This window comes from Cryobacterium cheniae, assembly GCF_004403395.1.
Taxonomy (GTDB): domain Bacteria; phylum Actinomycetota; class Actinomycetes; order Actinomycetales; family Microbacteriaceae; genus Cryobacterium; species Cryobacterium cheniae.
In genome coordinates, this window is record NZ_SOGN01000041.1 from 1 (window position 1) to 24,283 (window position 24,283).

Here is a 24,283-nt window from a genome sequence, read left to right on the forward strand (position 1 = left end):
CTGGGCGGGGGCCGGCGCCGGACTGGGCGTGCTCGCCGCGGCCGGCGGGCAGCTGATCTCGGCCGGCATCCGGGCGACGGATGCCGCGCGCGCCCGTTTCCCGCTGCCGGCCGCGGCCGTTCCCGGCTCCCCGATCCCGGCGGGAGCCGCGCTGGACATCCCCGGCCTGTCCCCGCTGATCACCCCGAACACCGACTTCTACCGCATCGACACCGCCCTCACTGTGCCCCGGATCGACCCGGCAACCTGGACGCTGAAGATCACGGGCATGGTCGAGCAGGAGGTCGAGATCGGCTTCGCCGAGCTCCTCGCCCTGCCCCTCGAGGAGAGCACGACCACCCTCACCTGCGTCTCCAACGCCGTCGGCGGCGACCTGATCGGCAACGCGACCTGGCTCGGCTACCCGATCCGCCTGCTGCTGGCGCAGGCCCGACCTCTCGACGGCGCCGACATGGTGCTCTCTCGCAGCGAGGACGGCTGGACCGCCAGCACCCCGCTCGCGGTGCTCACCGATCGGCGCAACGCGATCCTCGCGGTGGGGATGAACGGGGAGCCGCTCCCCCTCGAGCACGGCTACCCGGTGCGCATGGTCGTGCCCGGGCTGTACGGCTATGTCTCGGCCACGAAATGGGTGGTGGAACTGAACGTCACCCGCTTCGACCAGGCGACCGCGTACTGGACCACGCGCGGCTGGACCGCGCAAGGACCGGTCAAGCTCTCCTCCCGGATCGATGTGCCGCGCCGGAATGCCGACGTCAGGGCGGGACCGGTGACCGTGGCGGGCGTCGCCTGGTCACAGCACGTGGGCATCCGGGGCGTGCAGGTGCAGGTCGACGACGGCGAATGGAACGACGCTTCCCTCGCCGACCCGATCTCGGTCGACACCTGGCGGCAGTGGAGCTGGGTCTGGGCGGCCCCGGCCGGACGGCACACCCTGCGGGTGCGGGCGACGGATGCCGCGGGTCTGGTGCAGACCTCCGAGCGCCGGGACGTGATCCCCGACGGGGCCACCGGCCTGCACTCCAGCCCGGTCACGGTCGCCTGAACCGGTTTTCTCAGCCCCGCGACAGCCGACCGGCTCGGGCGTATCCTCAACACCGTCAACCACGCAGTGTGCCGGCGTATCGCCGCGCCCGACTTGGCGTGCCCAACTTGAGAGGACGGGAATCATGCACCGGAATTTCGCATCGACAGTTCGCGCCGGCGCCTCGCGTCGCCACCGGGTAACGGAGTAGACGACCATGCGCACCCAGACGAAACTGACCGCCGCCGGCCTGCGGCACTTCGAGAAGCTGCTCCGCGACCAGCGGTACGACCTCGATATCGCCCTCGGCCTGATCGGCACCACCCTCGACGGTGTGATCGAGGCCCGCAACAGTGGCACGGCCGACGACGAGCACGACCCCGACGGCCCCACCCTGACCATGGAGTGGTCTCGCATCTCGGGCGTTCACAGCGACCTGGCGGCGAAGTCCACGGGCATCGACCAGGCGCTCGCGCGGATCGCGGACGGCAGTTACGGGTTCTGCACCCGCCGCGGCGAACCGATCGGACGGGAACGCCTCGAAGCCAGGCCGGCCGCCGAACTGTGCATCGACTGCGCCCGCGAACTGGAATCCCAGCGCCGGGCCTGACCTGCGCAGCGGCCGGTGCGGACCTCAGGCTTCGTCGGCGACCGCCGCCGCGAACTGGGCGTTGTAGAGCACGTGGTAGGTGCCATCCGCTGCCAGCAGCTGCTCGTGCGTGCCCAGCTCGACGATCCGGCCGGCCTCCATCACCAGGATGAGGTCGGCGTCACGGATCGTGGAGAGGCGGTGCGCGATCACGAAGCTGGTGCGGTCGGCGCGGAGGGCGCTCATCGCCTTCTGCACGAGCACCTCGGTGCGCGTGTCGACGGAACTGGTGGCCTCGTCGAGGATCAGCACGCTGGGCTTCGCGAGGAACGCGCGGGCGATGGTGAGCAGCTGCTTCTCGCCGGCGCTGACGTTGCCGCCCTCGTCGTCGAGCACGGTGTCGTAGCCGTCGGGCAGGGTGTGCACGAACCGGTCCACGTAGGTGGCGCGCGCCGCGTCCAGGATCTCCTCCTCCGAGGCATCCGGTCGCCCGTAGGCGATGTTGTCGCGGATCGTGCCGCCGAACAGCCAGGTGTCCTGCAGCACCATGCCCATGCGACCGCGCAGGTCGTCCCTGGTCATTCGGCTGACGTCCACGCCGTCGAGGGTGATCCGTCCGGCGTCGAGCTCGTAGAAGCGCATCATCAGGTTCACCAGGGTGGTCTTGCCGGCCCCGGTCGGACCCACGATGGCCACGGTCTGGCCGGGCTCGGCCACCAGGCTGAGGTTCTCGATCAGCGGCTTGTCCGGGGTGTACCGGAATGAGGCGTTTTCGAACGTCAGCCGGCCGTGGGAGGCCTCGGGGCTCTCGGCGGGCTCCGGGTCGGGGCTCTGCTCGTCGGCGTCGAGCAGGGCGAAGACCCGCTCGGCGGAGGCGACACCGGACTGCAGCAGGTTCGCCATCGACCCGAGCTGGGCGAGAGGCTGGGTGAACTGCCGGGAGTACTGGATGAACGCCTGCACATCCCCGAGCTGCATGGCCCCGGATGCCACCTGGAGGCCGCCGACGACGGCGATCCCCACGTAGACGAGGTTGCCGATGAACGTCATCGCCGGCATGATCAGGCCGCTGACGAACTGGGCGCCGAAGCTGGCCTCGAAGAGCTCCTCGTTCTTGGCCTGGAAACGCTGCTCGACCTCCTTCTGGCGGCCGAAAACCTTGACCAGGGCGTGACCGGTGAAGGTCTCCTCGATCTGGCCGTTCAGCTCGCCCGTGTGGGTCCACTGGGCGACGAACATCTTCTGGGAGCGCTTCGCGATCAGCACGGTCGTGACCAGGGTCAGCGGCACGGTGACGAGGGCGATCAGGGCCAGCAGGGGCGAGAGCAGGAACATCATCACGATCACGCCCACGACCGTGAGCAGCGAGGTGACGGCCTGGCTCAGGGACTGCTGCAGGCTCTGCGAGACGTTGTCCACATCGTTGGTGACCCGGCTGAGCAGCTCGCCGCGCTGCACCTTGTCGAAGTAGCGCAGCGGGAGACGGTTGATCTTGTCCTCGATCTCGCCGCGCAGCCGGAACACGGTGCGCTGCACGATGCCGTTGAGCAGATAGGCCTGCACCCAGGCGAACGCCGAGGACAGCACGTAGAGCGCCATCGCCCAGAGCAGCACGGTGGAGAGCATCGCGAAGTCGATTCCCTGGCCCGGCGTCAGGGTCATCCCGCTGAGCAGGTCGGCCTTCCCGGTGTCGCCGGAGGCGCGCAACTGGTCGATCAGCTGTGCCTGGCTCACCCCGGCCGGCAGATCCTGGGAGATGATTCCGGCGAAGATCAGGTTGGTGCCCTCGCCGAGCAGGCGCGGGCCGAGAACGGCGAAGGTGACGCTCGCGACGGCGAGGACCAGGACCAGCGCGAGCCACAGCCGCTCCGGGCGCAGCCTGCCGAGCAGCCGTCTGGCCGACGGGCCGAAGGTCATGGCCTTCTCGGCGGGGGCGCTCATGCCACCGAACGGGCCGTGCCCGGGACCGGGGCCGCGCGCGGGCGGCCGGGCCGAGGTCGTGGTCGTGGCCCCGGATGTCTGGCTCATGCTGCCTCCTCCGCGGCGAGCTGGGATGACACGATCTCCTGGTAGGTCTCGTTCGAGTCGAGCAGTTCGTCGTGGGTGCCGCGGCCGACGATGCGTCCGCCTTCGAGCACCAGGATCTGGTCGGCACCGACGATGGTCGACACCCGCTGGGCGACGATCACCAGGGTGGCGCCGCCCGTGCCGAGGGCCAGGGCCTGGCGCAGCCGGGCATCCGTCGCCAGGTCGAGCGAGGAGAACGAGTCGTCGAAGATGTAGAGTTCGGGTCGTTTGACCAGGGCACGGGCGATGGCCAGGCGCTGCCGTTGCCCGCCGGAGACATTCGTTCCGCCCTGCGCGATCGGGGCGTCGAGTCCGTCCGGCATCTCCACCACGAAGTCGTGGGCCTGCGCGATGGTCAGGGCCTGCCAGAGTTCCGTCTCCGTGGCATCCGGCTTGCCGTAGAGCAGGTTGCTGCGCACGGTGCCGGAGAACAGGTACGGCTTCTGCGGCACCAGCCCGATAGTGCCCCAGAGCAGGTCCGGGTGCAGCTCCCGCACATCCACCCCGTTGACCCGTACGCTGCCGCTGGTGGCGTCGAAGAGACGCGGCAGCAGGTTGACCAGGGTGGTCTTGCCGGATCCGGTGCTGCCGATGATCGCGGTGGTCTGGCCCTGGCGAACGGTGAAGCTCATGTCGGAGAGCACCGGCTGCTCGGCGCCGGGGTAGGCGAAGCCCACGTTCACGAGCTCCAGCTCGCCGCGGCCGATCGTGTCGACGACCGGGTGCCGCGGCGGGCGCACGCTGGACTCGGTGCCGAGCACCTCGCCGATCCGGTCGGCGGACACGGTGGCCCGCGGGATCATCACGGCCATGAACGTGGCCATCATCACGGCCATCAGGATCTGCATCAGGTAGCTGAGGAAGGCGACCAGGGTGCCGACCTGCATGGACCCGTCCTCGATCCGGAACGCCCCGAACCAGATCACGGCCACGCTGGACACGTTCAGCACGAGCATGACGACCGGGAACATCAGAGCCATCAGCCGGCCGGCCTGCAGGGCGGTGTCGGTGACATCCGTGTTCGCCTCGCCGAACCGCACGGTCTCGACGTCTTCACGCACGAACGCGCGGATGACGCGGATGCCCGTGAGCTGCTCCCGCAGCACCCGGTTGACGGTGTCGATGCGGGTCTGCATCAGCCGGAACAACGGCACCATCCGCACGATGATCAGCCCGACGGCGATCAGAAGTACGGGCACGCTCACGGCGATCAGCCAGGACAGCTGCACGTCCTGCCGGATGGCCATGATCACGCCGCCGATGGACAGGATCGGCGCGGTGACCATCATGGTGGCGGTCATCAGCACGAGCATCTGCACCTGCTGCACGTCGTTGGTCGACCGGGTGATCAGCGACGGGGCGCCGAACCGGGTGACCTCCTGCTCGGAGAACTCGCCGACCCGGGTGAAGACGGCGGCGCGCAGGTCGCGCCCGAGCGCCATGGCGGCCTTCGCGCCGAAGTAGACGGCGATGATCGCGCACACGATCTGGAACAGCGTGATCAGCAGCATGAGGACGCCGGTACGCAGGATGTATTCGGTGTCGCCCGTGGCGACACCCTCATCGATGATGTCGGCGTTGAGGGTGGGCAGGTAGAGCGAGGCGATCGACTGGGCCAGCTGGAACACCACGACGGCCGCCAGCAGCCGCCGGTACGGCCGCAGGTACTTCACAAGCAGTTTCCAGAGCATCGGATCTCCTAGAGGGTGGCGTTCGGCGGCGTCGGGGAGCCGAGGATGCCGTAGAGGATGAGGGCGGTCAGCTCGTCGTCGTCGAAGACGGGGCCGGCCGTGATGTGGGGCACGGATGCCGCGAGCGCGATCATCCGGATGACCTGCGCCGCCCGCTCCGGGGTGACCGTGAGGCGCAGGAGGTCCGGCGCGAGAACGTCGGCGAGCAGCAGGGTGAACTCGTGCGCGACGTCGTGCGTGTGGGGTCTGCCCACCTGGCCCACCGCCGTCATCAACGCGAAGACCTGGGCGAAGCGGCGGCGCAGGAGGGTGACCATGGTGCGCACCCGCTCCTCGAGCGGGCGGTGCCGGTCGAGCGCCGCGAGTTCGAGGCGCAAGGGTTCCGGGTCGAGCTGGCGGTCCATGGCCGCACGGAGCAGCTCGTCCTTGCTGTCGAAGGCCCGGAAGATGGTGCCCTCGGCGATCCCGGCGCACTGGGCGATCTGCCGGGTGGTGACGCCCTGCCCGTGCTCGATCAGCAGCGGGGTGACCGCGTCGAGGATCATCGACTGCCGGTCCTCGACGGACAGGGACTTGGCGCGCACAGGTTTGCCGGACATCTCCCCAACCTATCTGAGTGAGCGCTCACTCATCAAGGGGTAGTGTGAGCGGCGCTCCGGCGACGAGGTGCGGGATCCAGATCGGGTCTCTCCGATCGGGTCTCTCCGACAGCCGGCCTGTGCTAGACAGGACTCAATCGCAAAGGGGTGCCGGTGAGTCGTTACACGCTCGGAGTTATGTCGCGTTCAGGTAAGCCGAATGAACGTCGTTTGCCGATTCATCCGTCACATTTCGAACGGATCGATCCCGATCTCCGGGCGCGCATGTTCCTCGAGCTCGGCTACGGCGAGCAGTTCGGGGTGTCGGACGACACGCTGGCCCCGCTCGTGGGCGGCCTGCGGTCGCGCGCGGACCTCATTCGGGAGTGCGACGTCATCCTGCTTGCCAAACCCCTGCTGGAGGATGTCGCGGCGCTCCGCGACGGGCAGGTCCTCTGGGGCTGGCCGCACTGTGTGCAGGACACGAAGCTCACCCAACTGGCGATCGACAAACGGCTGACCCTGATCGCGTTCGAGGCGATGAACCACTGGACCAATGGTGGCGAGTTCCACCTGCACGTGCTGCACAAGAACAACGAACTGGCCGGGTACTGCTCCGTGATGCACGCCCTGTCGCTGATCGGTTCGACCGGTGACTACGGCCGTAAGCTCCGGGCCGCGGTGATCGGCTTCGGGGCCACCGCCCGGGGCGCCGTGACGGCGCTCAACGCCCTCGGCGTCTACGACGTCACGGTGCTGACCAACCGGGACGTGACCGCGGTCAGCTCTCCGATCCACTCCGCCCAGATCGTGCGCCTCGGCCACGGCGACGTGCCGCACGAGAACTACGCCCTGCCGGACAACGAGCGGGTGCCGCTGCCCGAATTCCTCGCCGGTCACGACATCATCGTGAACTGCGTGCTGCAGGACACGAACGCCCCCCTGACGTTCCTGACCGATGACGATCTGGGGATGGTCGCCCCGGGGTCGCTGATCATCGACGTGTCCTGCGACACCGGCATGGGATTCAGCTGGGCGCGATCGACGACTTTCGACGAGCCGACCTTCCTGGTGGGCAGCAATGTCACCTACTACGCGGTCGACCACAGCCCGTCGTATCTCTGGAACTCGGCCACCTGGGAGATCAGCGAGGCGCTGCTGCCCTACCTGCACGACGTGCTCGCGGGCGAGGCCGCCTGGACCGCCAACGACACCCTGCGGCGGGCCATCGAGATTCGCGACGGCATCATCCAGAATCCCAACGTCCTCGCATTCCAGCGCCGCACCGCGGAGTACCCCCACGCCCACCTCGACTGAGGGCGGTCGGCTCCTCCCCAGCAGGGTCCGGCCGGGTTCCCCCTGCCTGGTCCGAAATCCGCGAGGGTCGACTGGTGCCGCCGACTACAGTCGAGGCATGACGACCATCGGAACCTTCCTGATCCGGCTGCCCAGCCCCATCGGCCGGCTGGAACTCACCAGTGACGGCGAGCGCATCCTCTCCCTGTCCATCGAACAGGGCGGGCACCTGCCCCTCGAAGAAACCCCGGAGGAGCCGTCACCCCTGCTCGACCGTGCCGCCCGACAGCTGACGGAGTACTTCGCGGGCACCCGCACGGCCTTCGACCTGCCCGTCACACCGACCGGGGGCACTGCGTTCCAGCAGGGTGTCTGGCAGCGCCTGTCCGAACTCGGTTTCGGCGAAGTGACCTCGTACGGCGAGCTGGGACGCTCGCTGGGCAGGCCGGGGTCCGGCCGGGCCGTGGGCGGCGCCGTCGGGGCCAACCCCGTCCCGATCCTGATCGGCTGCCACCGGGTGCTGGCCGCCGACCACCGCATCACCGGTTACAGCGGCGGCAACGGCGTGCCCACCAAGGTCTGGCTGCTGGACCACGAGGGGATCGAGCACCGCTCATGAGCGCAGAAACGACCCGCGCACGGCCGGCCGAGGCCACGACGCCCGCCTCGCTGAACCTCGGCGACGACGGACTCTCCCGGTGCGGCTGGGTCGGCACCGACCCCGAATACCGGCGCTACCACGATGAGGAGTGGGGGCGACCGCTCCGGGACGAGCGGCTCCTCTTTGAGAAGCTGTGCCTCGAGGGGTTCCAGGCCGGCCTGTCCTGGATCACGATTCTGCGGCGCCGGCCGGCATTCCGGGCCGCGTTCCACGGCTTCGACGTCGACCGCGTGGCCGTGATGGACGAAGCGGAGGTCGCCCGGCTGCTCACGGACGCGAGCATCATCCGGCACCGCGGCAAGATCGAGGCCACCATCCGGAACGCCCGGGTCACCCGGGATCTCGGCGAAAGCCTGACCGGGCTGATCTGGAGTCATGCGCCCGAACCTCGCCGCGCCCGGCTGCGGGAACTCGGGGAGATCCCGGCCATCACGCCGGAATCGACGGCTCTGAGCCGGGCTCTCCGCACCCGCGGCTACACCTTCGTCGGCCCCACCACGATGTACGCGCTGATGCAGTCGGCGGGCCTCGTCGACGACCACCTGAGCGGATGCCACCGGGCGGCCGACGGCTGACGCCAGCCGCTCTGCGGGCGGCGCTCCCCTACCGGAGCGCCGGCAGCAGACCGAGAGCGCGAACGGCCTCCCGCTCCTCGATCAGCTCGGCGACGGACGCGTCGATCCGTGCCCGGGAGAACGCGTTGATCGCCAGGTCCGGCACGATCTGCCAGCGGCCGTCGACGGCCCGCACCGGGAAGGAGCACACGAGTCCCTCCGGCACGCCGTACGAGCCGTCGGAGCTGATTCCCACCGAGGTCCACCGCTGACCGGTCCCGTTGACCCAGTCGTAGACGTGGTCGATGGCGGCGCTGGCCGCGGAGGCTGCCGACGACGCCCCGCGGGCCTGGATGATTTCGTAGCCCCGGTTCGCCACCCGGGGGATGAACTCATCGGCGAGCCAGTCCTGCTCGACCAGGTCGGCGACCGGCCGTCCGCCGGCGGTCGCGTGGAAGACATCCGGGTACTGGCTCGCGGAGTGGTTGCCCCAGATGGTGAGACCGTCCAGCTCGGCGACGTGCACATCCAGTCGGCTGGCGAGTTGGGCGATGCCGCGGTTGTGGTCCAGGCGCGTCATGGCGGTGAACCGCTCGGCGGGGATGTCGGGGGCGAACGCGCTCGCCACCAGGGCGTTCGTGTTGACGGGGTTGCCGACAACCAGAACGCGCACGTCGGCCGCCGCGCCCGCGTTGAGAGCGGTTCCGACCGGGCCGAAGATGCGGCCGTTGCTTTCAAGCAGGGCGACCCGCTCCATGCCGACCGCTCTGGGCTTGGAGCCGACCAGAAGAGCGATATTCACGCCGTCGAAGGCCCGCACGGGGTCTTCCGTGACCGTCACGGACCTCAGCAGGGGGAACGCGCAGTCCTGCAGTTCGAGGGCCGTGCCCTCGGCCGCGGCGCGCCCGGACGGGATCTCCAGCAGGGTCAGGTTGACGGGGGTGGTGGGGCCGAGGAGGTCTCCGGATGCGATCCGGAAGAGCAGCGAGTAGCCGATCTGTCCGCCGGCGCCGGTGACGGTGACATTCATAGGTGTGGACACGAGAGCCAGCCTAGGGCCGGATCGGGCCCGGCGTCAGCCTCGCACCGCCGCGACCGGTGCGGGGACGACCAGATCCAGTTCCCCGGCAGCACCCGGGCGCAACCAGAAGCCGGCCCCGGGCGCCCAGTCGAGCAGCTCGCGAGCCGTGTCGAAGCACTGACCGTGACGGATCAGAGCCCGGACGAAGTCACCCTTGGCCTTCTTGTTGAAGTGATTCAGGGCTCGGGTGTACCCGTCCGACGTCTCCGTGACCACGCGCAGGAACAGCGAGTCGGACCGTACCGGCGCGGGGCCGAGGGCAACGTACCCGTTCGAGCGGAGATCCAGTAGAAGGCCGGCGGAGCCTGCCAGAACACCGCCCACGGCGTCTGCCCAGTGCTTCTTCAGGGCCAGTTCCGGCAGCCGGGAGTCGCAGGACAGCCGGTACGCCGGGAGGAGGTCGAGAGCACCGACCGGCCCGAACAGGGCGGAGTGCACCAGCACGTTCCGGCCGGCCCACTCGCGATCGCGCGGGGTGAGGCTGGCGGCGTCGAGGGCGTCGTAGACGACGCCGGTGTACCGGTCGATGGCCGGCATCGTGGGCGAGCATGACAGCACGCGGTTGCGCTCCACCTCGCCGGACTGCGTGCGGCCCAGTTTGAGGGCCGACATCATCGCATCCGGATGCTTCGCCAGCGACTGCACCGCACGCACAAGTACCCGCCGCTTGGATCCAAGCGACGGGTACTTGAGGTTTTGCAGGTCAAGCGGCAATTCGGTGCCACCGAGACGTTTCGTCTCGGACGGCGGCAACAGGATCAGCACACTGGTTAGACGAGTTCTGCCTTGCGCGCCACGATGGTGACCACGTCATTGGCGACCGACAGGAAACCGTCCGCCGCCTCGGCGACGATCTTTTCGCCGCCGCTCAGGGTCACGCGCACCTCACCGCTGGCCAGGATGGCCAACATGGGCTCGTGCCCGGGGAGGATGCCGATCTGGCCCTCGACGGTGCGAGCGACGACCATGCTCGCCTCGCCGGACCACACCTCGTGGTCGGCCGCGACGACGCTGACCTGGAGCGGAGCAGAGGCCATGACTAGTCGTTCTCCTTCTGGATTTTCGCCCACTTCTCTTCGACGTCGGCGATGCCGCCGACGTTGAAGAATGCCTGCTCGGCCACGTGGTCGAAGTCACCGTTGGCGATGGCCGTGAAGGACTCGATGGTGTCCTTGAGCGGAACCGTCGACCCCTCGACGCCCGTGAACTTCTTGGCCATGTAGGTGTTCTGCGACAGGAACTGCTGGATGCGGCGTGCGCGGGAGACGGTGACCTTGTCTTCCTCGGAGAGCTCGTCGACACCGAGGATCGCGATGATCTCCTGAAGTTCCTTGTTCTTCTGCAGGATCGCCTTGACGCGAACGGCCGTGTTGTAGTGATCGGCGCCCAGGTAGCGGGGGTCGAGGATCCGGCTGGTCGACGTCAGCGGGTCGACGGCCGGGTACAGGCCCTTCGACGCGATTTCCCGCGACAGCTCGGTGGTGGCGTCGAGGTGGGCGAAGGTGGTCGCCGGAGCCGGGTCGGTGTAGTCGTCGGCAGGCACGTAGATGGCCTGCAGCGAGGTGATCGAGTGGCCACGGGTCGACGTGATGCGCTCCTGCAGGATGCCCATCTCGTCGGCCAGGGTCGGCTGGTAGCCGACGGCGCTGGGCATGCGCCCCAGAAGAGTCGACACCTCGGAACCGGCCTGCGTGAAACGGAAGATGTTGTCGATGAAGAGCAACACGTCCTGCTTGGCAACGTCGCGGAAGTACTCGGCCATGGTGAGCGCGGAGAGGGCGACGCGCAGACGCGTTCCCGGCGGCTCGTCCATCTGGCCGAACACGAGGGCGGTCTTGTCGAAGACGCCGGCCTCTTCCATCTCGTGGATGAGGTCGTTTCCCTCACGGGTGCGCTCGCCGACACCGGCGAACACGGACACTCCACCGTGGTCCTGAGCGACGCGCTGGATCATTTCCTGGATCAGAACGGTCTTGCCGACTCCGGCACCACCGAACAGGCCGATCTTTCCACCCAGGACGTACGGGGTGAGCAGGTCGATGACCTTGATGCCGGTCTCGAACAGCTGGGTCTTGGACTCCAGCTGGTCGAAGGGCGGCGGCTTGCGGTGGATGGGCCAGCGCTCGGTGATTTCGATCTTCTCGCCGGGCTCCGCATTGAGCACCTCGCCAATGGCGTTGAACACGCGCCCCTTGGTGACGTCTCCGACGGGAACCGTGATGGGCGAGCCGGTGTCCCGGACTTCCTGGCCACGGACCAGACCGTCGGTCGGGTTGAGTGCGATGGCGCGGATGAGGTCGTCGCCCAGGTGCTGGGCGACCTCGAGCGTGATCACGGTCGACACATCACCGATGACGATGGTGGTCTTCAGTGCGTTGTACATGCCCGGAATCGAGTCGTGCGGGAACTCGATGTCGACGACCGGGCCCGTGACGCGGGCGATCCGGCCCACGGCGACGGTCTCGACCGGTGCATGGACTGGCGCGGTTGCGGTGTCAGTCATTGCTCTCTCTTCTCTGGTTTAGTGCTTGGCGGATGAGAGCGCGTCGGCTCCACCCACGATCTCGGAAATCTGCGACGTGATCTCGGTCTGCCGGGCGTTGTTGGACAGCCGGGTGTAGTCCTTGATCAACTTGTCCGCGTTGTCGGAGGCCGATGACATGGCCTTCTGACGTGCGGCGTGCTCGGCTGCAGCGGACTGCAGCATGGAGTTGAAGATGCGGCTTTCGATGTAGACCGGAAGGAGCGAGTCCAGCACCGTTTCGACGTCCGGCTCGAACTCGTAGAGCGGCAGGACCTGGGTCTCGCCGGGCTCTTCGACACCTTCGACGACCTCGAGCGGGAGCAACCGGACAACCTGCGGAAGCTGGGTGACCATGCTCACGAAGCGGTTGTACACGACGTGGATCTCGTCCACGCCACCGTCTTCCGCGTCGCGGAGGAAGGCCTCGAGCAGCGCCTCGCTGATCTCACGGGCGGTCTCGTACTGCGGCTGATCGGTGGAACCGGTCCAGATTCGTTCGGAGACGCGACGGCGGAAGCTGAAGTACGCGGCGGCCTTGCGCCCGACGAGGAAGTAGACGATGTCCTTACCCTGGCTGCGCAGCAACTCGCTGAGCGACTCCGCCTCACGCAGGACCTGGGAGCTGAACGCCCCGGCCAGACCACGGTCGGAGGCGAAGATGACGACCGCAGCGCGCTCGATCTTCTCCGGTTCGGTCGTGAGCACGTGGGCGACGTTCGAGTAGGTGGCTACCGCAGACACCGCCTGCGTGACGGCAAGGGCGAACGGGGTTGACGCGGCGACGCGGGCCTTGGCCTTTTGAATGCGCGAGGCAGAGATCAACTCCATGGCCCGAGTGATCTTCTTAGTCGTCTGGGCAGACTTGATCTTCTGCCGGTAGACCCGAAGTTGCGCTCCCATGTGTCTCCTGTGCTTCCTTGTCAGTGCTGAATTGGTGCGGGTGATCGAGTGAGGCCGACCGCGTCCCTCGGCTCGGGCGAGTGGGGGACGCGGCCGCCTCACTTAGCGGCGGTGCTTGACGATCTTTTCCTGGTTCACTTCGTCGGCGGCGATCGCCTCGAACTGTTCCTTGCCCACCGAGGCGAGCGGCTTGCCCTCACCCGTCTGGAATTCCTGCTTGAACTTGTCGACCTCGATTTCGAGCGTCGCGATGGTCGCGTCGTCGAGCACGTTCGTGTCGCGCAGCGTCGAGAGGACACTCGTGGTGCGGCCGAGGTGGTCGAGAAGGCCACGCTCGAAGCGCAGCACGTCGGCCACGGGCACCTCGTCGAACTTGCCGTTGGTGCCGGCCCAGATCGAGACGACCTGGTCTTCGACCGGGTACGGCGAGTACTGCGGCTGCTTGAGCAGCTCGGTCAGGCGTGCACCACGGCCCAGCTGGCGACGGCTCGTCGCGTCCAGGTCAGAGGCGAACATCGCGAAGGCCTCGAGCGACCGGTACTGAGCCAGCTCGAGCTTCAGGGTTCCGGAGACCTTCTTGATCGACTTGACCTGAGCGTCACCGCCCACTCGGGAGACCGAGATGCCCACGTCGACCGCGGGACGCTGGTTGGCGTTGAACAGGTCGGACTGCAGGAAGATCTGGCCGTCGGTGATCGAGATCACGTTGGTCGGGATGTAGGCGGAGACGTCGTTCGCCTTGGTTTCGATGATCGGAAGGCCGGTCATCGATCCGGAGCCGAGGGCGTCGGACAGCTTGGCACAACGCTCGAGCAGACGGGAGTGCAGGTAGAACACGTCGCCGGGGTAGGCCTCGCGTCCCGGCGGGCGGCGCAGCAGCAGCGACACGGCGCGGTAAGCCTCGGCCTGCTTGGACAGGTCGTCGAAGATGACCAGAACGTGCTTGCCGGCGTACATCCAGTGCTGGCCGATGGCCGAGCCGGTGTACGGGGCGAGGTACTTGAACCCGGCCGGGTCGGAGGCCGGGGACGCGACGATGGTCGTGTACTCCATGACTCCGGCATCCTCGAGCGCGCCCTTGACGGCGGCGATCGTGGAGCCCTTCTGGCCGATGGCGACGTAGATACAGCGAACCTGCTTGTTGACGTCACCCGAAGCCCAGTTGGCCTTCTGGTTGATGATCGTGTCGATCGCGATCGCGGTCTTGCCGGTCTGGCGGTCACCGATGATCAGCTGGCGCTGACCGCGGCCGATCGGGATCATGGCGTCGATGGCCTTGATACCGGTCTGCATCGGCTCGTGGACCGATTTGCGGTCCATCACGCCGGGAGCCTGAAGCTCCAGGGCGCGGCGGCCTTCGCTCTTGATCTCGCCGAGACCGTCGATGGGCGCGCCGAGCGGGTCGACGACGCGGCCGAGGTAGCCGTCGCCGACGGGCACGGAAAGCACCTCACCGGTGCGGTGCACCTCCATGCCCTCGACGATGCCGGCGAACTCGCCGAGTACGACGACGCCGATCTCGTCTTCGTCCAGGTTCTGGGCGAGGCCGAGGGTGCCGTCAGCGAACTTGATGAGCTCGTTGGCCATCACGCCGGGAAGGCCCTCGACGTGGGCGATACCGTCGCCGGCCGTGGTGACGTAGCCAACCTCGGTCGTTGCGGTCTTGTTCGGCTCGTAGGACTTCACGAAGTCCTGGAGAGCGTCGCGGATCTCATCGGGGCTGATCGTTAGTTCTGCCATCATCTTCCCTTTTCTGTACTGGGTGTACAGGTTCTGTCGTGCACGAGACGCTGCCGTCCCGAGGTGTGTGGTACTGGCTGAAGCGGTCAGCCAGCGAGCTGGAGTCTCAGATCTTTGATGCGGGTGGCAATGCTGCCATCGATGACATCGTCACCGATTTGAACGTGAACGCCCCCGACAAGAGCGGAGTCGACAACCTGGTTGATGCTGAGCCGGCGCCCGTAGCGCACCGTGAGACTGGCGCGTAGGCGCTCGACCTGCTCCGGGGCCAGTGCGGCAGCCGACGTGATCGTGGCGATCGAAGTGCCCGCCTGGTCCGCGACGATGGATGCCGCATAGCGCAGCAATTCGCCGATGCGGCGGCCGCGAGGCTGCTGCACGAGGTGTCGGACGATCGTGAGGGTCTGCTCGGTGACTTTGCCGGCCAGCAACGAGTTGACCAGGCCGACTTTGGCGCTTGTCTTCCCCAGTTTGCTGGCCAGGGCAAGTTCGAGCTCGGCGTTGGACGACACCGCCGTGCCGAAGGCGAATAGTTCGCTTTCGACTACGCCGGAGGACGGGGCCGACGTCGCGATGGACCGCAAGCCGAGGTCTTCGATCCCGGCAAGCAGGTCGTCGTGGCTGGACCAGCGCGTCGCGGAGACCGCCTGAACCAGCTCGAGGGCCGTCGGGGTCAGCCCCGACGCGAAGACCACGCGAACGAGCGCGGCCTTCGCCGCGTCATCCGCTGCCGGGTCGGCCAGAGCCGACAACAGCTGTGACGATTCACCGATGACACGGCCGGCGTTCAACAGGCTCTCACCCGTCGCCAGATCGGCCGTGCTGCCATGGGCAGCCAGTGCCGCCCGCGACGAGGCCAAAGCTTCTCTGGTGGCGCTTCCCATTACTTAGCTGCTTTCTCCGAGGCCTCAAGATCAGCCAGGAAACGGTCGACAATGGCGCTGGCCTTCGCGTCGTCGGCCAGGCTTTCGCCGATGACACCGGATGCGAGGTCGATGGCCAGGGTGCCCACTTCGGAGCGGAGCGAGACAACTGCCGCCTGACGCTCTGCTTCGATCTGGGCCTTGGCGCTCGAGGTCACGCGTGCGGCCTCGGCCAGAGCCTGATCCTTGTGCTCGGCGACGATCTTGTGACCGTCGGCGCGAGCCTGCTCCCGAATCTGGCCGGCCTCGGCACGAGCGTCGGCGAGCTGGGCCGTGTACTGCTCGAGGGCAGCTTCGGCCTTCCGCTGAGCGTCGTCCGCCTTGGCGATGTTGCCTTCGATGGCCTCGGCACGGTCGTCGAGCAGCTTCTGCATCTTCGGCAGTACGTACTTCCAGAAGAAGAACAGAATGACGACGAAAATGACCAAGGACCAGACAATGTCGTAGACCGCGGGGAGGAGCGGGTTCGCCGACTCCCCCTCTGCAGCAGCTGCAATCACTGCGTTAAACATCGTGCCTCCTGACTAGAGAGAAAAGAGGACTAAACGAAGATGAAGTAGGTGGCGATACCGATGAAGGCGAGTGCCTCCGTGAAGGCGATGCCGATGTACATCAGAACCTGCAACTGGCCGGCCAGTTCAGGCTGACGGGCGACACCNCAGGCTGACGGGCGACACCCTCGATGGTCTTGCCGACGACGATACCCACGCCGATGGCCGGGCCGATTGCGGCGAGGCCGTAACCGACAGTCGCGATGTTGCCGTTGATTTCCGCGAGAACGGTTGTTGCGTCCAACATGTTTCCTTCCGTAGTGACAAATTCAGCAAGTGCTGGACTTGTTGTTTAGTGTTCCTCAGCCAGCGCGAGCTGGATGTAGACAGCGGTGAGCAGGGCGAAAATATAGGCCTGCAGCAGGGCGATCAGAACTTCGAACAGCGTGAAAGCGAAGCCGAAGACCAGGGTGCCCACGCCGAACAGCTTGAATCCGCCGTCTGCCGTGAAGAAGAAGAATTGCGTGGCGCTGAAGAACAGCACCAGGAGCAGGTGGCCGACGATCATGTTCATCAGCAACCGCAGCGTCAGCGTGATCGGCCGAATAACGAACGTCGAAATGAATTCGATCGGCGTCACGATGATGTAAAGGAACGGCGGGACCCCGGGAGGGAACAGCGCGTTGCGGAAGAAGTTACCCGGGCTCTTCTTGACGCCGGCGTAGATGAATGCGCCGTAGGCCACGAGGGCCAGAACCAGCGGAACCCCGATCACGGAGGTGCCGGCGATGTTCAGGAAGGGGATCGGCCCGGTGATGTTCAGGAAGAGCACCATGAAGAAGATGGTCGTGATCAACGGCAGGAAACGCTTGCCGTCTTTCTTGCCGAGGATGTCCTCGGCGATGTTGACCCGGGCGAAGTCCAGGCCCATCTCGACGATGCTCTGCATGCGGGTCGGAATGACCTTCATGCGGCGGGTGCCCAGCCAGAAGACCAGCAGCAGCACGGCCACGGCCAGGAATCGGACGAGCATGATCCGGTTGATTTCGAATGGCGTCCCGGCGAAGAAAATCGCCTCCGGGAAGAATTCGCCAATCGTCGGACCGTTGAAACCACCCTCGTCGGTGGCAAACGGAATCATCAGGTTTACGGCGGTTTCTAGCAGCGCTTTCTCCTGTTTCGGGGCGGGGAGCTCTGCTCTCGCGGTGACGAATGATGGGCCGGGCAGCTGTGCAACATGGCATAGAAAGACCGGGGCGAACCGTGGCTAACCATAGCAAAGATTGGGCCCGGGACCGAATCGAGGCGCGCCGTCACCCCTGGTCGGATGGAGCGGGGAGTGTGATGTCGCTGACGTAGGGCATTCTGCTCTTCATCAGGACGAAAACGTCGACCAGGAGCGAGCCCACGACCCCGGCGATGATGCTGAGGAACAGCACCACCGGCTGGATCCAGGGCTGGTCCTTGAGAAGGACCATCAGCACCAGGAAGACCACGAACTTGACCAGCCAGCCGCCCATCACGATGCCGAAGAAGGCACCGATGGCGGCTGACGTGCCGGCGAAGCGGTTGGCCAACAGGATGCTGCCCGCGGTGATGCCCATGAAGACCACGGCCATCAGGGTGCCGATCAGGGCACTCACAACGCCGGAGCCGCCGGCGACGAAGCCGCCGATGACGGCTCCGACCAGGGCGATCCCTCCGGCGAGGAACGAACCGTGAACGAGGATGCGACGCAGGACCGGAACCGAGGTGGGCTGGGGCGGACGGGGTGGTGCGGTGGTCATACCTTCTCCTCCGCCGTCGCCGATGCCTCATCGAGGCGATCGAGTCGGGCGATTTCTTGTCTGTGGTCGGCCGTTCGGGCGAGCTGGCTGGCGGCCTCAACGGCCTTGCGCCGACTCAGGGGAGCCAGCGTGACGAGGGTGCAGACCAGCAGCGCGACGATCAGGAAGATTGTGGCATACCAGGTGGGGAGCCCGAAATGCACCGGAAGCAGGAAGTAGAGCAGGCAACCGACCGATGCGGCCGCGGTCCAGCCGTAGAAGATCAGCACGGCGTGCAGGTGCGAATGGCCCATGTCCAGGAGCCGATGGTGCAGGTGCTTGCGGTCGGCGCTGAAGGGTGATTTGCCGGCCCGGACGCGCCGGAAGACCGCCAGACCGAAGTCGAGAAGCGGAATGATCAGGATGGCGATGGGCAGGATGATCGGGATGAAGGCCGGGAAGAGCTGCGACCGGTTGACGGCGGTCGGGTCGACCTGGCCCGTGATCGCGATCGCGGACGTCGCCATCAGCAAACCGACCAGGAGCGCGCCGGCATCCCCCATGAACAGTTTCGCCGGCCTCCAGTTGAGCGGCAGGAACCCGATACAGGCGCCCACCAGGATGGCCGCGATCAGCGAGGCGAGGTTGAAGTAGTTGCTCGGGGAGGTATCCCGGGCCAGCAGATAGCTGTAGAGGAAGAACACTCCGTTCGCGATCAGCGCGACTCCCGCGACCAGCCCGTCGAGCCCGTCGATGAAGTTGATCATGTTCATCACGATCACGATCACGAGCACGGTGATCAGGATCGACATCCAGGAGGAGCCGACGGTCAGGCCGCCGATCGGCAGCGACAAGACCTGCACACCCTGCCAGGCGATGAGGCCGGCCGCGATGAACTGCCCGGCCAGTTTGGTCATCCAGTCCAGGTCCCAGAGGTCGTCCGCCACCCCGAGCAGCACGATTAGCAGTGCTGCGCCCAGGATGGCCAGAATCTGCTGGGGATCGCTGAAGATGAGCCGCAGCGGCGCGAAGCGGGCCGCGACCAGATAGGCCACCCCGAAGGCGGCGACGATGCCGACGAAAATCGCGATCCCGCCGAGGCGGGGCGTGGGACGGGTGTGCACATCGCGTTCGCGGATCTTCGGGTACAGGCGGTAGCGGTGACTGAGCTTGAGCACGATGACGGAGAACCCGAAGGTCACCAGAGCCGAGACGAGGCTGAGCAGAATGAAGACGGTCATGGCTAGCCCGCGTCTGCCGCAGGGGGGGCCGGGTCGGGCGTCGCCGCGGCGGGGAGCTCTTCCCCAGGCAAGCCGAACCCGATCGGCGCCAGCGCCTCACCGATGACGGATTCGATGGCCGCCCGGGAGATCACACCGTTTCGCACGATCAGCACCTTTCCGCCGTTCGAGTCGAAACCGGTGGCATCCACGATGGTCGACGAGGTATCCCCGGGCCGGTCGCCGATGGGTTCGTAGCCGAGACCGGCTGTTCCACCATCAAGGTAGACGGCCACGCTGTCGCCGAGCATCTCTTCGGCGCCGTCCACGTCGATGGCGGAGGGCCGACCGCTCGTGTTGGCGGATGACACGGCCAGAGGCCCCGTCTCGGAGAGGAGGTTGAGGGCAACCGGGTTGCTCGGCATCCGCAGGGCCACCGTGCCTCGGGTGTCCCCCAGGTCCCAGGCCAGCGACGGCTGGGCGTTCAGAACCACCGTGAGGCCGCCGGGCCAGAACGCGGCGACGAGCTCGCGCACCGGCTGCGGAATGTTCTGGGCCAGGGCGTCGAGGGTGGGGATGCCGGGGATCAGAACGGGCGGCGGCGAGGAACGGTCACGGCCTTTGGCGTCGAGGAGCCGTTGCACCGCATCCGGGTCGAACGCGTCCGCGGCGATGCCGTAGACCGTGTCGGTGGGGATGACGACGAGCGCGCCGCGGCCGATGGCCGAGCGCGCGAGCCTCATGCCGGCCGCGTATTCCGTGTCAACCGAGCAGTCATAGATGCGAGTCATTGTGACCGATTCTAGTCCAGCCACCCTGAGGGAACGGCTTCACCGGTCGGCGGGAACCGGGGCGAGGGCCGTGGTGGCGCGGTCGCGGGTGGTGTAGTCGCGGTGGGTGGCCGCGGCGCGCCAGCCGTCGGCGGTCAGCAGGTCCCGAATTTCAGCCCCCTGCAGCTCGCCGTGCTCGATCACGACCTGGCCGCCGGGGCGCAGGAGGCGCAGGGCCGTGCGGGAGACGTGCCGCACCACGTCGAGCCCGTCGAGGCCGCCGAACAGGGCGCTGGCCGGGTCGAAGAGACGCACCTCGGGGTCCCGCGGGATCGCATCCGCCGGGATGTAGGGCGGGTTGGAGATGACCACGGCCACGGTCCCGTCGAGTTCGATGAGCGCGTCGGCGAGGTCGCCGAACACCAGCGTGGCGTTCGGCGCGGCTACGTGCTCGAAATTGCGGGACGTCCAGGGGAAGGCCTCCGGCGAATTCTCGACCGCCCAGATGCGCGCGTTCGGCACCTCGACCGCCAGGGCCAGGGCGATCGCGCCGCTGCCGGTGCCGAGGTCCACGCCGATCGGCTCCGCATCGGGCAGGGCCCGGAGTGCGTCGATGGCGAACTGCGCCACCTGCTCCGTCTCGGGGCGGGGAACGAATACACCCGGCCCGACGAACAGTTCGAGGGAGCGGAAGGGCGCCCGCCCGGTGATGTGCTGCAGCGGCTCGCGCAGGGAGCGGCGTTGAACGAGTTCCAGGACGGCCGCGACATCCGTGGCGCTGAGGATGGTGCGCAGGATGGCGGCGGCCTGCACCTGGCCGCGGCTCTGGGTGAGAACATGGCCGATCAGAAGATCGGCGTCGACGTCGGGATCGCTGATGCCGGCCCGGGACAGGGTACCGATGGCCAGGCTCCGCAATTCGGCAATGTTGGTGGGAATGGCGCTGGTGGGAATGGAATCGTTGCCGGGCGGAGTTGTCACGTATTGAAATGTAACCCACGCGCCTGCCCGATGCCGTAGCCGTAAGCTGGGCGAGGTTAGTGAACCCGATCGAAAGGCGACCCCGATGCCCGCTCAGATTTACTCCGATATCACCGCTGCCGTTGGCAAGACCCCCCTGGTCAAGCTCAACCGGCTCACCGCGGGCCTCGACGCCACCGTGCTGGTGAAGCTGGAGTTCTACAATCCGTCGGGCAGTGTGAAGGACCGGATCGGGATCGCGATCGTCGATGCGGCCGAGGCGTCCGGCGAGCTCGCTCCGGGCGGAACCATCGTCGAGGGCACCAGCGGCAACACCGGGATCGCCCTGGCCATGGTGGGCGCCGCCCGCGGGTATACCGTCATCCTGGCGATGCCGGAGACCATGAGCCGCGAACGCCGTCAGCTGCTGCGCGCCTACGGCGCCCAGATTGTGCTGACGCCGGGCTCCGAGGGAATGCGCGGCGCGGTCACGAAGGCCGAGGAAATCGCCGCCGCCACCCCCGGGGCGATCCTGGCCCGCCAGTTCGACAACCCGGCCAACCCGGCCATCCACTTCGCGACCACGGGTGTTGAGATCTGGGACGACACTGCGGGCGCCGTCGAGATCCTCGTCGCCGGGATCGGCACCGGAGGCACCATCACGGGCGCCGGCCGGCTGCTCAAGGAACGCAAGCCCTCCGTGCGCGTCGTCGGCGTCGAGCCGATCGACTCCCCCATCCTCACCGGAGGCAAGCCCGGACCGCACAAGATCCAGGGAATCGGCGCCAACTTCATCCCGAGCGTTCTGGACACGCAGGTCTACGACGAGGTCACCGACGTCACTCTCGCCGACTCCGTCTCCACGGCGCGACAGCTCGCGACGGACGAGGGCATCCTCTCCGGCATTTCCGGCGGATCGGCCGTCTGGGCGGCCATCGAACAGGCCAAGCGCCCCGAGAACGCGGGCAAGACCATCGTCGCGATCATGCCGAGCTTCGGCGAACGCTACCTCTCTACCGTGCTCTACGAGGACCTGCTGGACTAGTCGGCGGAACCCGGCAGGCAAGGAAGCGAATGGGAGTCTTTTCCAGCATCCGGGAGGACATGGCGATGGCGCGCGCCCACGACCCTGCCGCTCGCAGCAACATTGAGGTGTTCCTGGCCTACAGCGGTCTGCACGCCGTGTGGTCGTACCGGGTGTCGCACCGGCTGTGGGAAGCAGGATTGCGGCTGCCGGCCCGGCTCCTGTCGCAGTTCACCCGATTCCTGACCGGGATCGAGATCCACCCCGGCGCCCGGATCGGCCGAAGGCTGTTCATCGACCACGGCATGGGCGTGGTGATCGGGGAAACCTCGGACGTCGGCGACGACGTGATGCTTTATCACGGGGTCACCCTCGGCGGGAAGACCCGGCACGGAGTGACCCGTGGTGAGAAGCGGCATCCCACACTGCAGGACGGGGTGACGATCGGCGCGGGGGCGAAAGTGCTCGGACCCATCGTCATCGGCGCCTGGAGCACCATCGGCGCCAACGCGGTGGTGACCCGGGATGCCCCGTCCAAGTCACTGCTGCTCGGCATCCCCGCCACCGTGCAGCCGGCCAGCCCCGACACGATCGAATCCGCCCGCGGGTTGCAGCCCGGCGACGAGTGAGGAACCCAGACCGATGAGCACCGACCGATGAGCACCGACACCGCACCCCTCACCCTCCCCGTTCTCGATCTCTCGCGACTCGACCGGGGTGACGCGGAAGCGGAGGCATTCCGCACCGACCTCCGGGAGGCCACCCACTCCTTCGGGTTCTTCTACCTGACCGGTCATGGTGTGCCTGCGGACCTGACCGACCGGGTGATGCGCACCGCCCGGGACTTCTTCGCCCTCCCCGAAGCCGACAAGATGGCGATCGAGAATCTGAAGAGCCCGCACTTCCGGGGCTACACCCGTGTGGGCGGCGAACTCACCCAGGGCAGGGTCGACTGGCGCGAGCAGATCGACATCGGGCCGGAACGACCGGCACTGCCAAGGCCCACGGATGCCGACTACCTGCGACTCGAGGGACCGAACCAGTGGCCGTCCGCGCTCCCCGCTCTCGAAGAGGTGATGACCGCCTGGCGCGAGGAACTCAACGCGGTCGCCCTGCGCCTGATGCAGGCCTGGGCGCTGTCCCTCGGCGCCGATGAGCACGTGTTCGACGCGGCTTTCGCCGAGAAGCCGTTCACGCTGATCAAGATCGTGCGTTACCCCGGCAAGTCCGATCCCACCCCGCGACAGGGTGTGGGCGCGCACAAGGACTCCGGCGTGCTGACGCTCCTGTTCGTCGAACCGGGCAAGGGCGGCCTGCAGGTCGAGAAGGATGGCGCCTGGATCGACGCTCCCCCGCTCGACGGCGCCTTCGTCGTCAATATCGGCGAACTGCTCGAGGTGGCCACGAACGGCTACCTCAAGGCCACCGTGCACCGGGTGATCTCGCCCTTGATCGGCGACGACCGGGTTTCGATCCCGTTCTTCTTCGGCCCCGCGCTCGACGCGACCATCCCGCTGCTCACCGTGCCGGACGCACTCGAGGCTCCCGGTGTCACGGCCGACCCGGATAATCCGATCTTCTCCACCTATGGGGAGAACGCGTTGAAGAGCCGTCTGCGCGCGCACCCGGACGTGGCGGCGATCCACTACTCCGACCTGGCCCTGTAGCCGGGACCGGGCCGGCTTCTGGCGTTCGTTACGGCTGCAGGCGTTCCAACGTCCAGCCGCCGCCCTCCTGCGCCGTGAAGCGCAGGCGGTCGTGCAGTCGGGACGTGCGACCCTGCCAGAACTCGATGGCGTGCGGAACCACCCGGAATCCGCCCCAGGTGACCGGGCGTGGGATCGCCGAGTCGCCCGGGTAGCGGCGCTCGACCTCCCGCACCTGTTCCTCCAGCAGCTCGCGGTTCGCAATCGGCTTCGACTGTTCACTGGCGAGGGCGGCGATGCGGGCGGGTCGCGGCCGACGCGCGAAATAGGCGTCGCTGACGGCGGCATCCGTGGCCTCGGCGGTGCCGTAGACGATCACCTGGCGCTGCATCGAGTACCAGGGGAACAGCAGCGTCACGCCGGGGTTCACCCGGAGCGCGCGCCCCTTGCGCGAGTCATAGTTGGTGACGAAGTCGAACCCGCTGCCGTCGAGCCCCTTCAGCAGCACGGTGCGGCTGCTCGGCCGGCCGTCGGGGTCGACGGTGGCGACGACCATGGCGTTGGGTTCGTAGACCCCGGCCGCCTCGGCGGCCGCCAGCCAGGCCGCGAACTCGAGCATCGGGTCAGGGTTGACCATGTCCTCGGTCAGGCTCACTGCGCCGTAGTCGGTGTGACTCGTCAGGGATTCCATCAGCATCCTCGCCTCGTTGTCGAACGGAGGATGCGAAAAGCCCGGCCTCCGTTCTCTCCAGACTACGAGAGACCGGCGGCTGGGCAA

25 protein-coding genes and 1 pseudogene are annotated in these 24,283 nt (G+C 67.3%); 8 read left to right on the forward strand and 18 right to left on the reverse strand.

The genetic code is table 11. From position 1 onward, the window contains the following. A partial coding sequence (locus tag E3T23_RS08650) for a molybdopterin-dependent oxidoreductase (RefSeq protein ID WP_134369983.1) occupies positions 1-1,045 on the forward strand: 1,045 nt, incomplete at its 5' end. A gap of 196 nt (positions 1,046-1,241) precedes the next feature. After that, positions 1,242-1,634 (forward strand): TraR/DksA family transcriptional regulator, encoded by a 393-nt coding sequence (locus E3T23_RS08655; protein ID WP_134369984.1) that lies wholly within the window; start codon positions 1,242-1,244, stop codon positions 1,632-1,634. 24 nt (positions 1,635-1,658) lie between these two features. On the opposite strand, the gene E3T23_RS08660 is transcribed toward E3T23_RS08655, so the two are convergent. Genes E3T23_RS08660 through E3T23_RS08670 form a run of 3 tightly spaced genes read right to left on the reverse strand, consistent with a single transcriptional unit; the run spans position 1,659 to position 5,970 of the window. After that, a complete protein-coding gene (locus E3T23_RS08660; RefSeq protein ID WP_134369985.1) occupies positions 1,659-3,641 on the reverse strand; it encodes an ABC transporter ATP-binding protein in 1,983 nt (660 codons plus the stop codon). Beyond that, the gene (locus E3T23_RS08665; RefSeq protein WP_134369986.1) at positions 3,638-5,371 is read right to left on the reverse strand and encodes an ABC transporter ATP-binding protein; all 1,734 of its coding nucleotides are present in this window, start codon (positions 5,369-5,371) and stop codon (positions 3,638-3,640) included. Before E3T23_RS08665 ends, E3T23_RS08660 begins: the two co-directional genes overlap by 4 nt. 8 nt (positions 5,372-5,379) lie before the next feature. Then, positions 5,380-5,970: a TetR/AcrR family transcriptional regulator gene (locus E3T23_RS08670; protein WP_134369987.1), complete on the reverse strand. Its 591-nt coding sequence runs from the start codon at positions 5,968-5,970 to the stop codon at positions 5,380-5,382. 177 nt (positions 5,971-6,147) lie between these two features. On the opposite strand from E3T23_RS08670, the gene E3T23_RS08675 reads away from it, so the two are divergent. From E3T23_RS08675 to E3T23_RS08685, 3 genes are all read left to right on the forward strand, one after another. Continuing rightward, a complete protein-coding gene (locus tag E3T23_RS08675; protein WP_166806257.1) occupies positions 6,148-7,266 on the forward strand; it encodes a N(5)-(carboxyethyl)ornithine synthase in 1,119 nt (372 codons plus the stop codon). A gap of 97 nt (positions 7,267-7,363) precedes the next feature. Further along, entirely contained in the window at positions 7,364-7,864 is a 501-nt protein-coding gene (locus tag E3T23_RS08680; protein ID WP_134369989.1) for a methylated-DNA--[protein]-cysteine S-methyltransferase, read from the forward strand. Then, positions 7,861-8,481: a DNA-3-methyladenine glycosylase I gene (locus E3T23_RS08685; RefSeq protein ID WP_134369990.1), complete on the forward strand. Its 621-nt coding sequence runs from the start codon at positions 7,861-7,863 to the stop codon at positions 8,479-8,481. The genes E3T23_RS08680 and E3T23_RS08685 overlap by 4 nt, the downstream gene beginning before the upstream one ends. A gap of 28 nt (positions 8,482-8,509) precedes the next feature. Here the strand turns inward: E3T23_RS08685 and E3T23_RS08690 are convergent, their stop codons facing one another. From E3T23_RS08690 to prmC, 14 genes and pseudogenes are all read right to left on the reverse strand, one after another. After that, positions 8,510-9,490, reverse strand: coding sequence for a malate dehydrogenase (locus E3T23_RS08690; RefSeq protein ID WP_134370083.1), 981 nt, complete (start codon positions 9,488-9,490; stop codon positions 8,510-8,512). A 45-nt stretch (positions 9,491-9,535) separates the two neighbouring features. Next, positions 9,536-10,306, reverse strand: coding sequence for a YaaA family protein (locus tag E3T23_RS08695; RefSeq protein ID WP_134369991.1), 771 nt, complete (start codon positions 10,304-10,306; stop codon positions 9,536-9,538). 5 nt (positions 10,307-10,311) lie between these two features. Next, entirely contained in the window at positions 10,312-10,578 is a 267-nt protein-coding gene (locus E3T23_RS08700; protein WP_134369992.1) for a F0F1 ATP synthase subunit epsilon, read from the reverse strand. 2 nt (positions 10,579-10,580) lie between these two features. Further along, positions 10,581-12,044 carry a F0F1 ATP synthase subunit beta gene (gene atpD / locus E3T23_RS08705; protein WP_134369993.1) on the reverse strand — a complete coding sequence of 488 codons (1,464 nt, stop codon included), beginning with the start codon at positions 12,042-12,044 and terminating at the stop codon, positions 10,581-10,583. A gap of 18 nt (positions 12,045-12,062) precedes the next feature. After that, positions 12,063-12,965: a F0F1 ATP synthase subunit gamma gene (locus tag E3T23_RS08710; protein ID WP_134369994.1), complete on the reverse strand. Its 903-nt coding sequence runs from the start codon at positions 12,963-12,965 to the stop codon at positions 12,063-12,065. 102 nt (positions 12,966-13,067) lie between these two features. Further along, positions 13,068-14,705 (reverse strand): F0F1 ATP synthase subunit alpha, encoded by a 1,638-nt coding sequence (atpA, locus tag E3T23_RS08715; RefSeq protein WP_134370084.1) that lies wholly within the window; start codon positions 14,703-14,705, stop codon positions 13,068-13,070. Positions 14,706-14,791: 86 nt separating this feature from the next. Continuing rightward, positions 14,792-15,589 (reverse strand): F0F1 ATP synthase subunit delta, encoded by a 798-nt coding sequence (locus E3T23_RS08720; protein WP_134369995.1) that lies wholly within the window; start codon positions 15,587-15,589, stop codon positions 14,792-14,794. Continuing rightward, complete coding sequence (locus E3T23_RS08725; protein WP_134369996.1) at positions 15,589-16,140, reverse strand: F0F1 ATP synthase subunit B; 552 nt, start codon at positions 16,138-16,140, stop codon at positions 15,589-15,591. The genes E3T23_RS08720 and E3T23_RS08725 overlap by 1 nt, the downstream gene beginning before the upstream one ends. A 29-nt stretch (positions 16,141-16,169) precedes the next feature. Continuing rightward, positions 16,170-16,423, reverse strand: a pseudogene (locus E3T23_RS08730) (ATP synthase subunit c family protein). Between the two features lie 48 nt (positions 16,424-16,471). After that, positions 16,472-17,260, reverse strand: coding sequence for a F0F1 ATP synthase subunit A (atpB, locus tag E3T23_RS08735; RefSeq protein ID WP_134369997.1), 789 nt, complete (start codon positions 17,258-17,260; stop codon positions 16,472-16,474). A gap of 172 nt (positions 17,261-17,432) precedes the next feature. After that, positions 17,433-17,906, reverse strand: a complete 474-nt coding sequence (locus tag E3T23_RS08740) for a Cg1360 family ATP-synthase-associated protein (RefSeq protein WP_134369998.1) — start codon at positions 17,904-17,906, stop codon at positions 17,433-17,435. Continuing rightward, positions 17,903-19,126, reverse strand: coding sequence for an MraY family glycosyltransferase (locus E3T23_RS08745; RefSeq protein ID WP_134369999.1), 1,224 nt, complete (start codon positions 19,124-19,126; stop codon positions 17,903-17,905). Before E3T23_RS08745 ends, E3T23_RS08740 begins: the two co-directional genes overlap by 4 nt. 2 nt (positions 19,127-19,128) lie before the next feature. Further along, positions 19,129-19,896 carry an L-threonylcarbamoyladenylate synthase gene (locus E3T23_RS08750; protein ID WP_134370000.1) on the reverse strand — a complete coding sequence of 256 codons (768 nt, stop codon included), beginning with the start codon at positions 19,894-19,896 and terminating at the stop codon, positions 19,129-19,131. A 39-nt stretch (positions 19,897-19,935) separates the two neighbouring features. Continuing rightward, positions 19,936-20,829 (reverse strand): peptide chain release factor N(5)-glutamine methyltransferase, encoded by an 894-nt coding sequence (gene prmC, locus E3T23_RS08755; RefSeq protein ID WP_134370085.1) that lies wholly within the window; start codon positions 20,827-20,829, stop codon positions 19,936-19,938. A gap of 112 nt (positions 20,830-20,941) precedes the next feature. Between prmC and cysK the strand changes: the two genes are divergently transcribed. From cysK to E3T23_RS08770, 3 genes are read left to right on the forward strand one after another with little or no spacing between them, the layout of a single operon-like run. Then, entirely contained in the window at positions 20,942-21,880 is a 939-nt protein-coding gene (gene cysK, locus E3T23_RS08760; protein WP_134370001.1) for a cysteine synthase A, read from the forward strand. A gap of 29 nt (positions 21,881-21,909) precedes the next feature. Further along, positions 21,910-22,488, forward strand: a complete 579-nt coding sequence (gene epsC / locus E3T23_RS08765) for a serine O-acetyltransferase EpsC (protein ID WP_134370002.1) — start codon at positions 21,910-21,912, stop codon at positions 22,486-22,488. A gap of 27 nt (positions 22,489-22,515) precedes the next feature. Further along, entirely contained in the window at positions 22,516-23,526 is a 1,011-nt protein-coding gene (locus tag E3T23_RS08770) for an isopenicillin N synthase family dioxygenase (protein WP_134370003.1), read from the forward strand. A 28-nt stretch (positions 23,527-23,554) separates the two neighbouring features. Here the strand turns inward: E3T23_RS08770 and pdxH are convergent, their stop codons facing one another. Further along, entirely contained in the window at positions 23,555-24,196 is a 642-nt protein-coding gene (gene pdxH / locus E3T23_RS08775; RefSeq protein WP_174843862.1) for a pyridoxamine 5'-phosphate oxidase, read from the reverse strand. Positions 24,197-24,283: the final 87 nt, after the last annotated feature.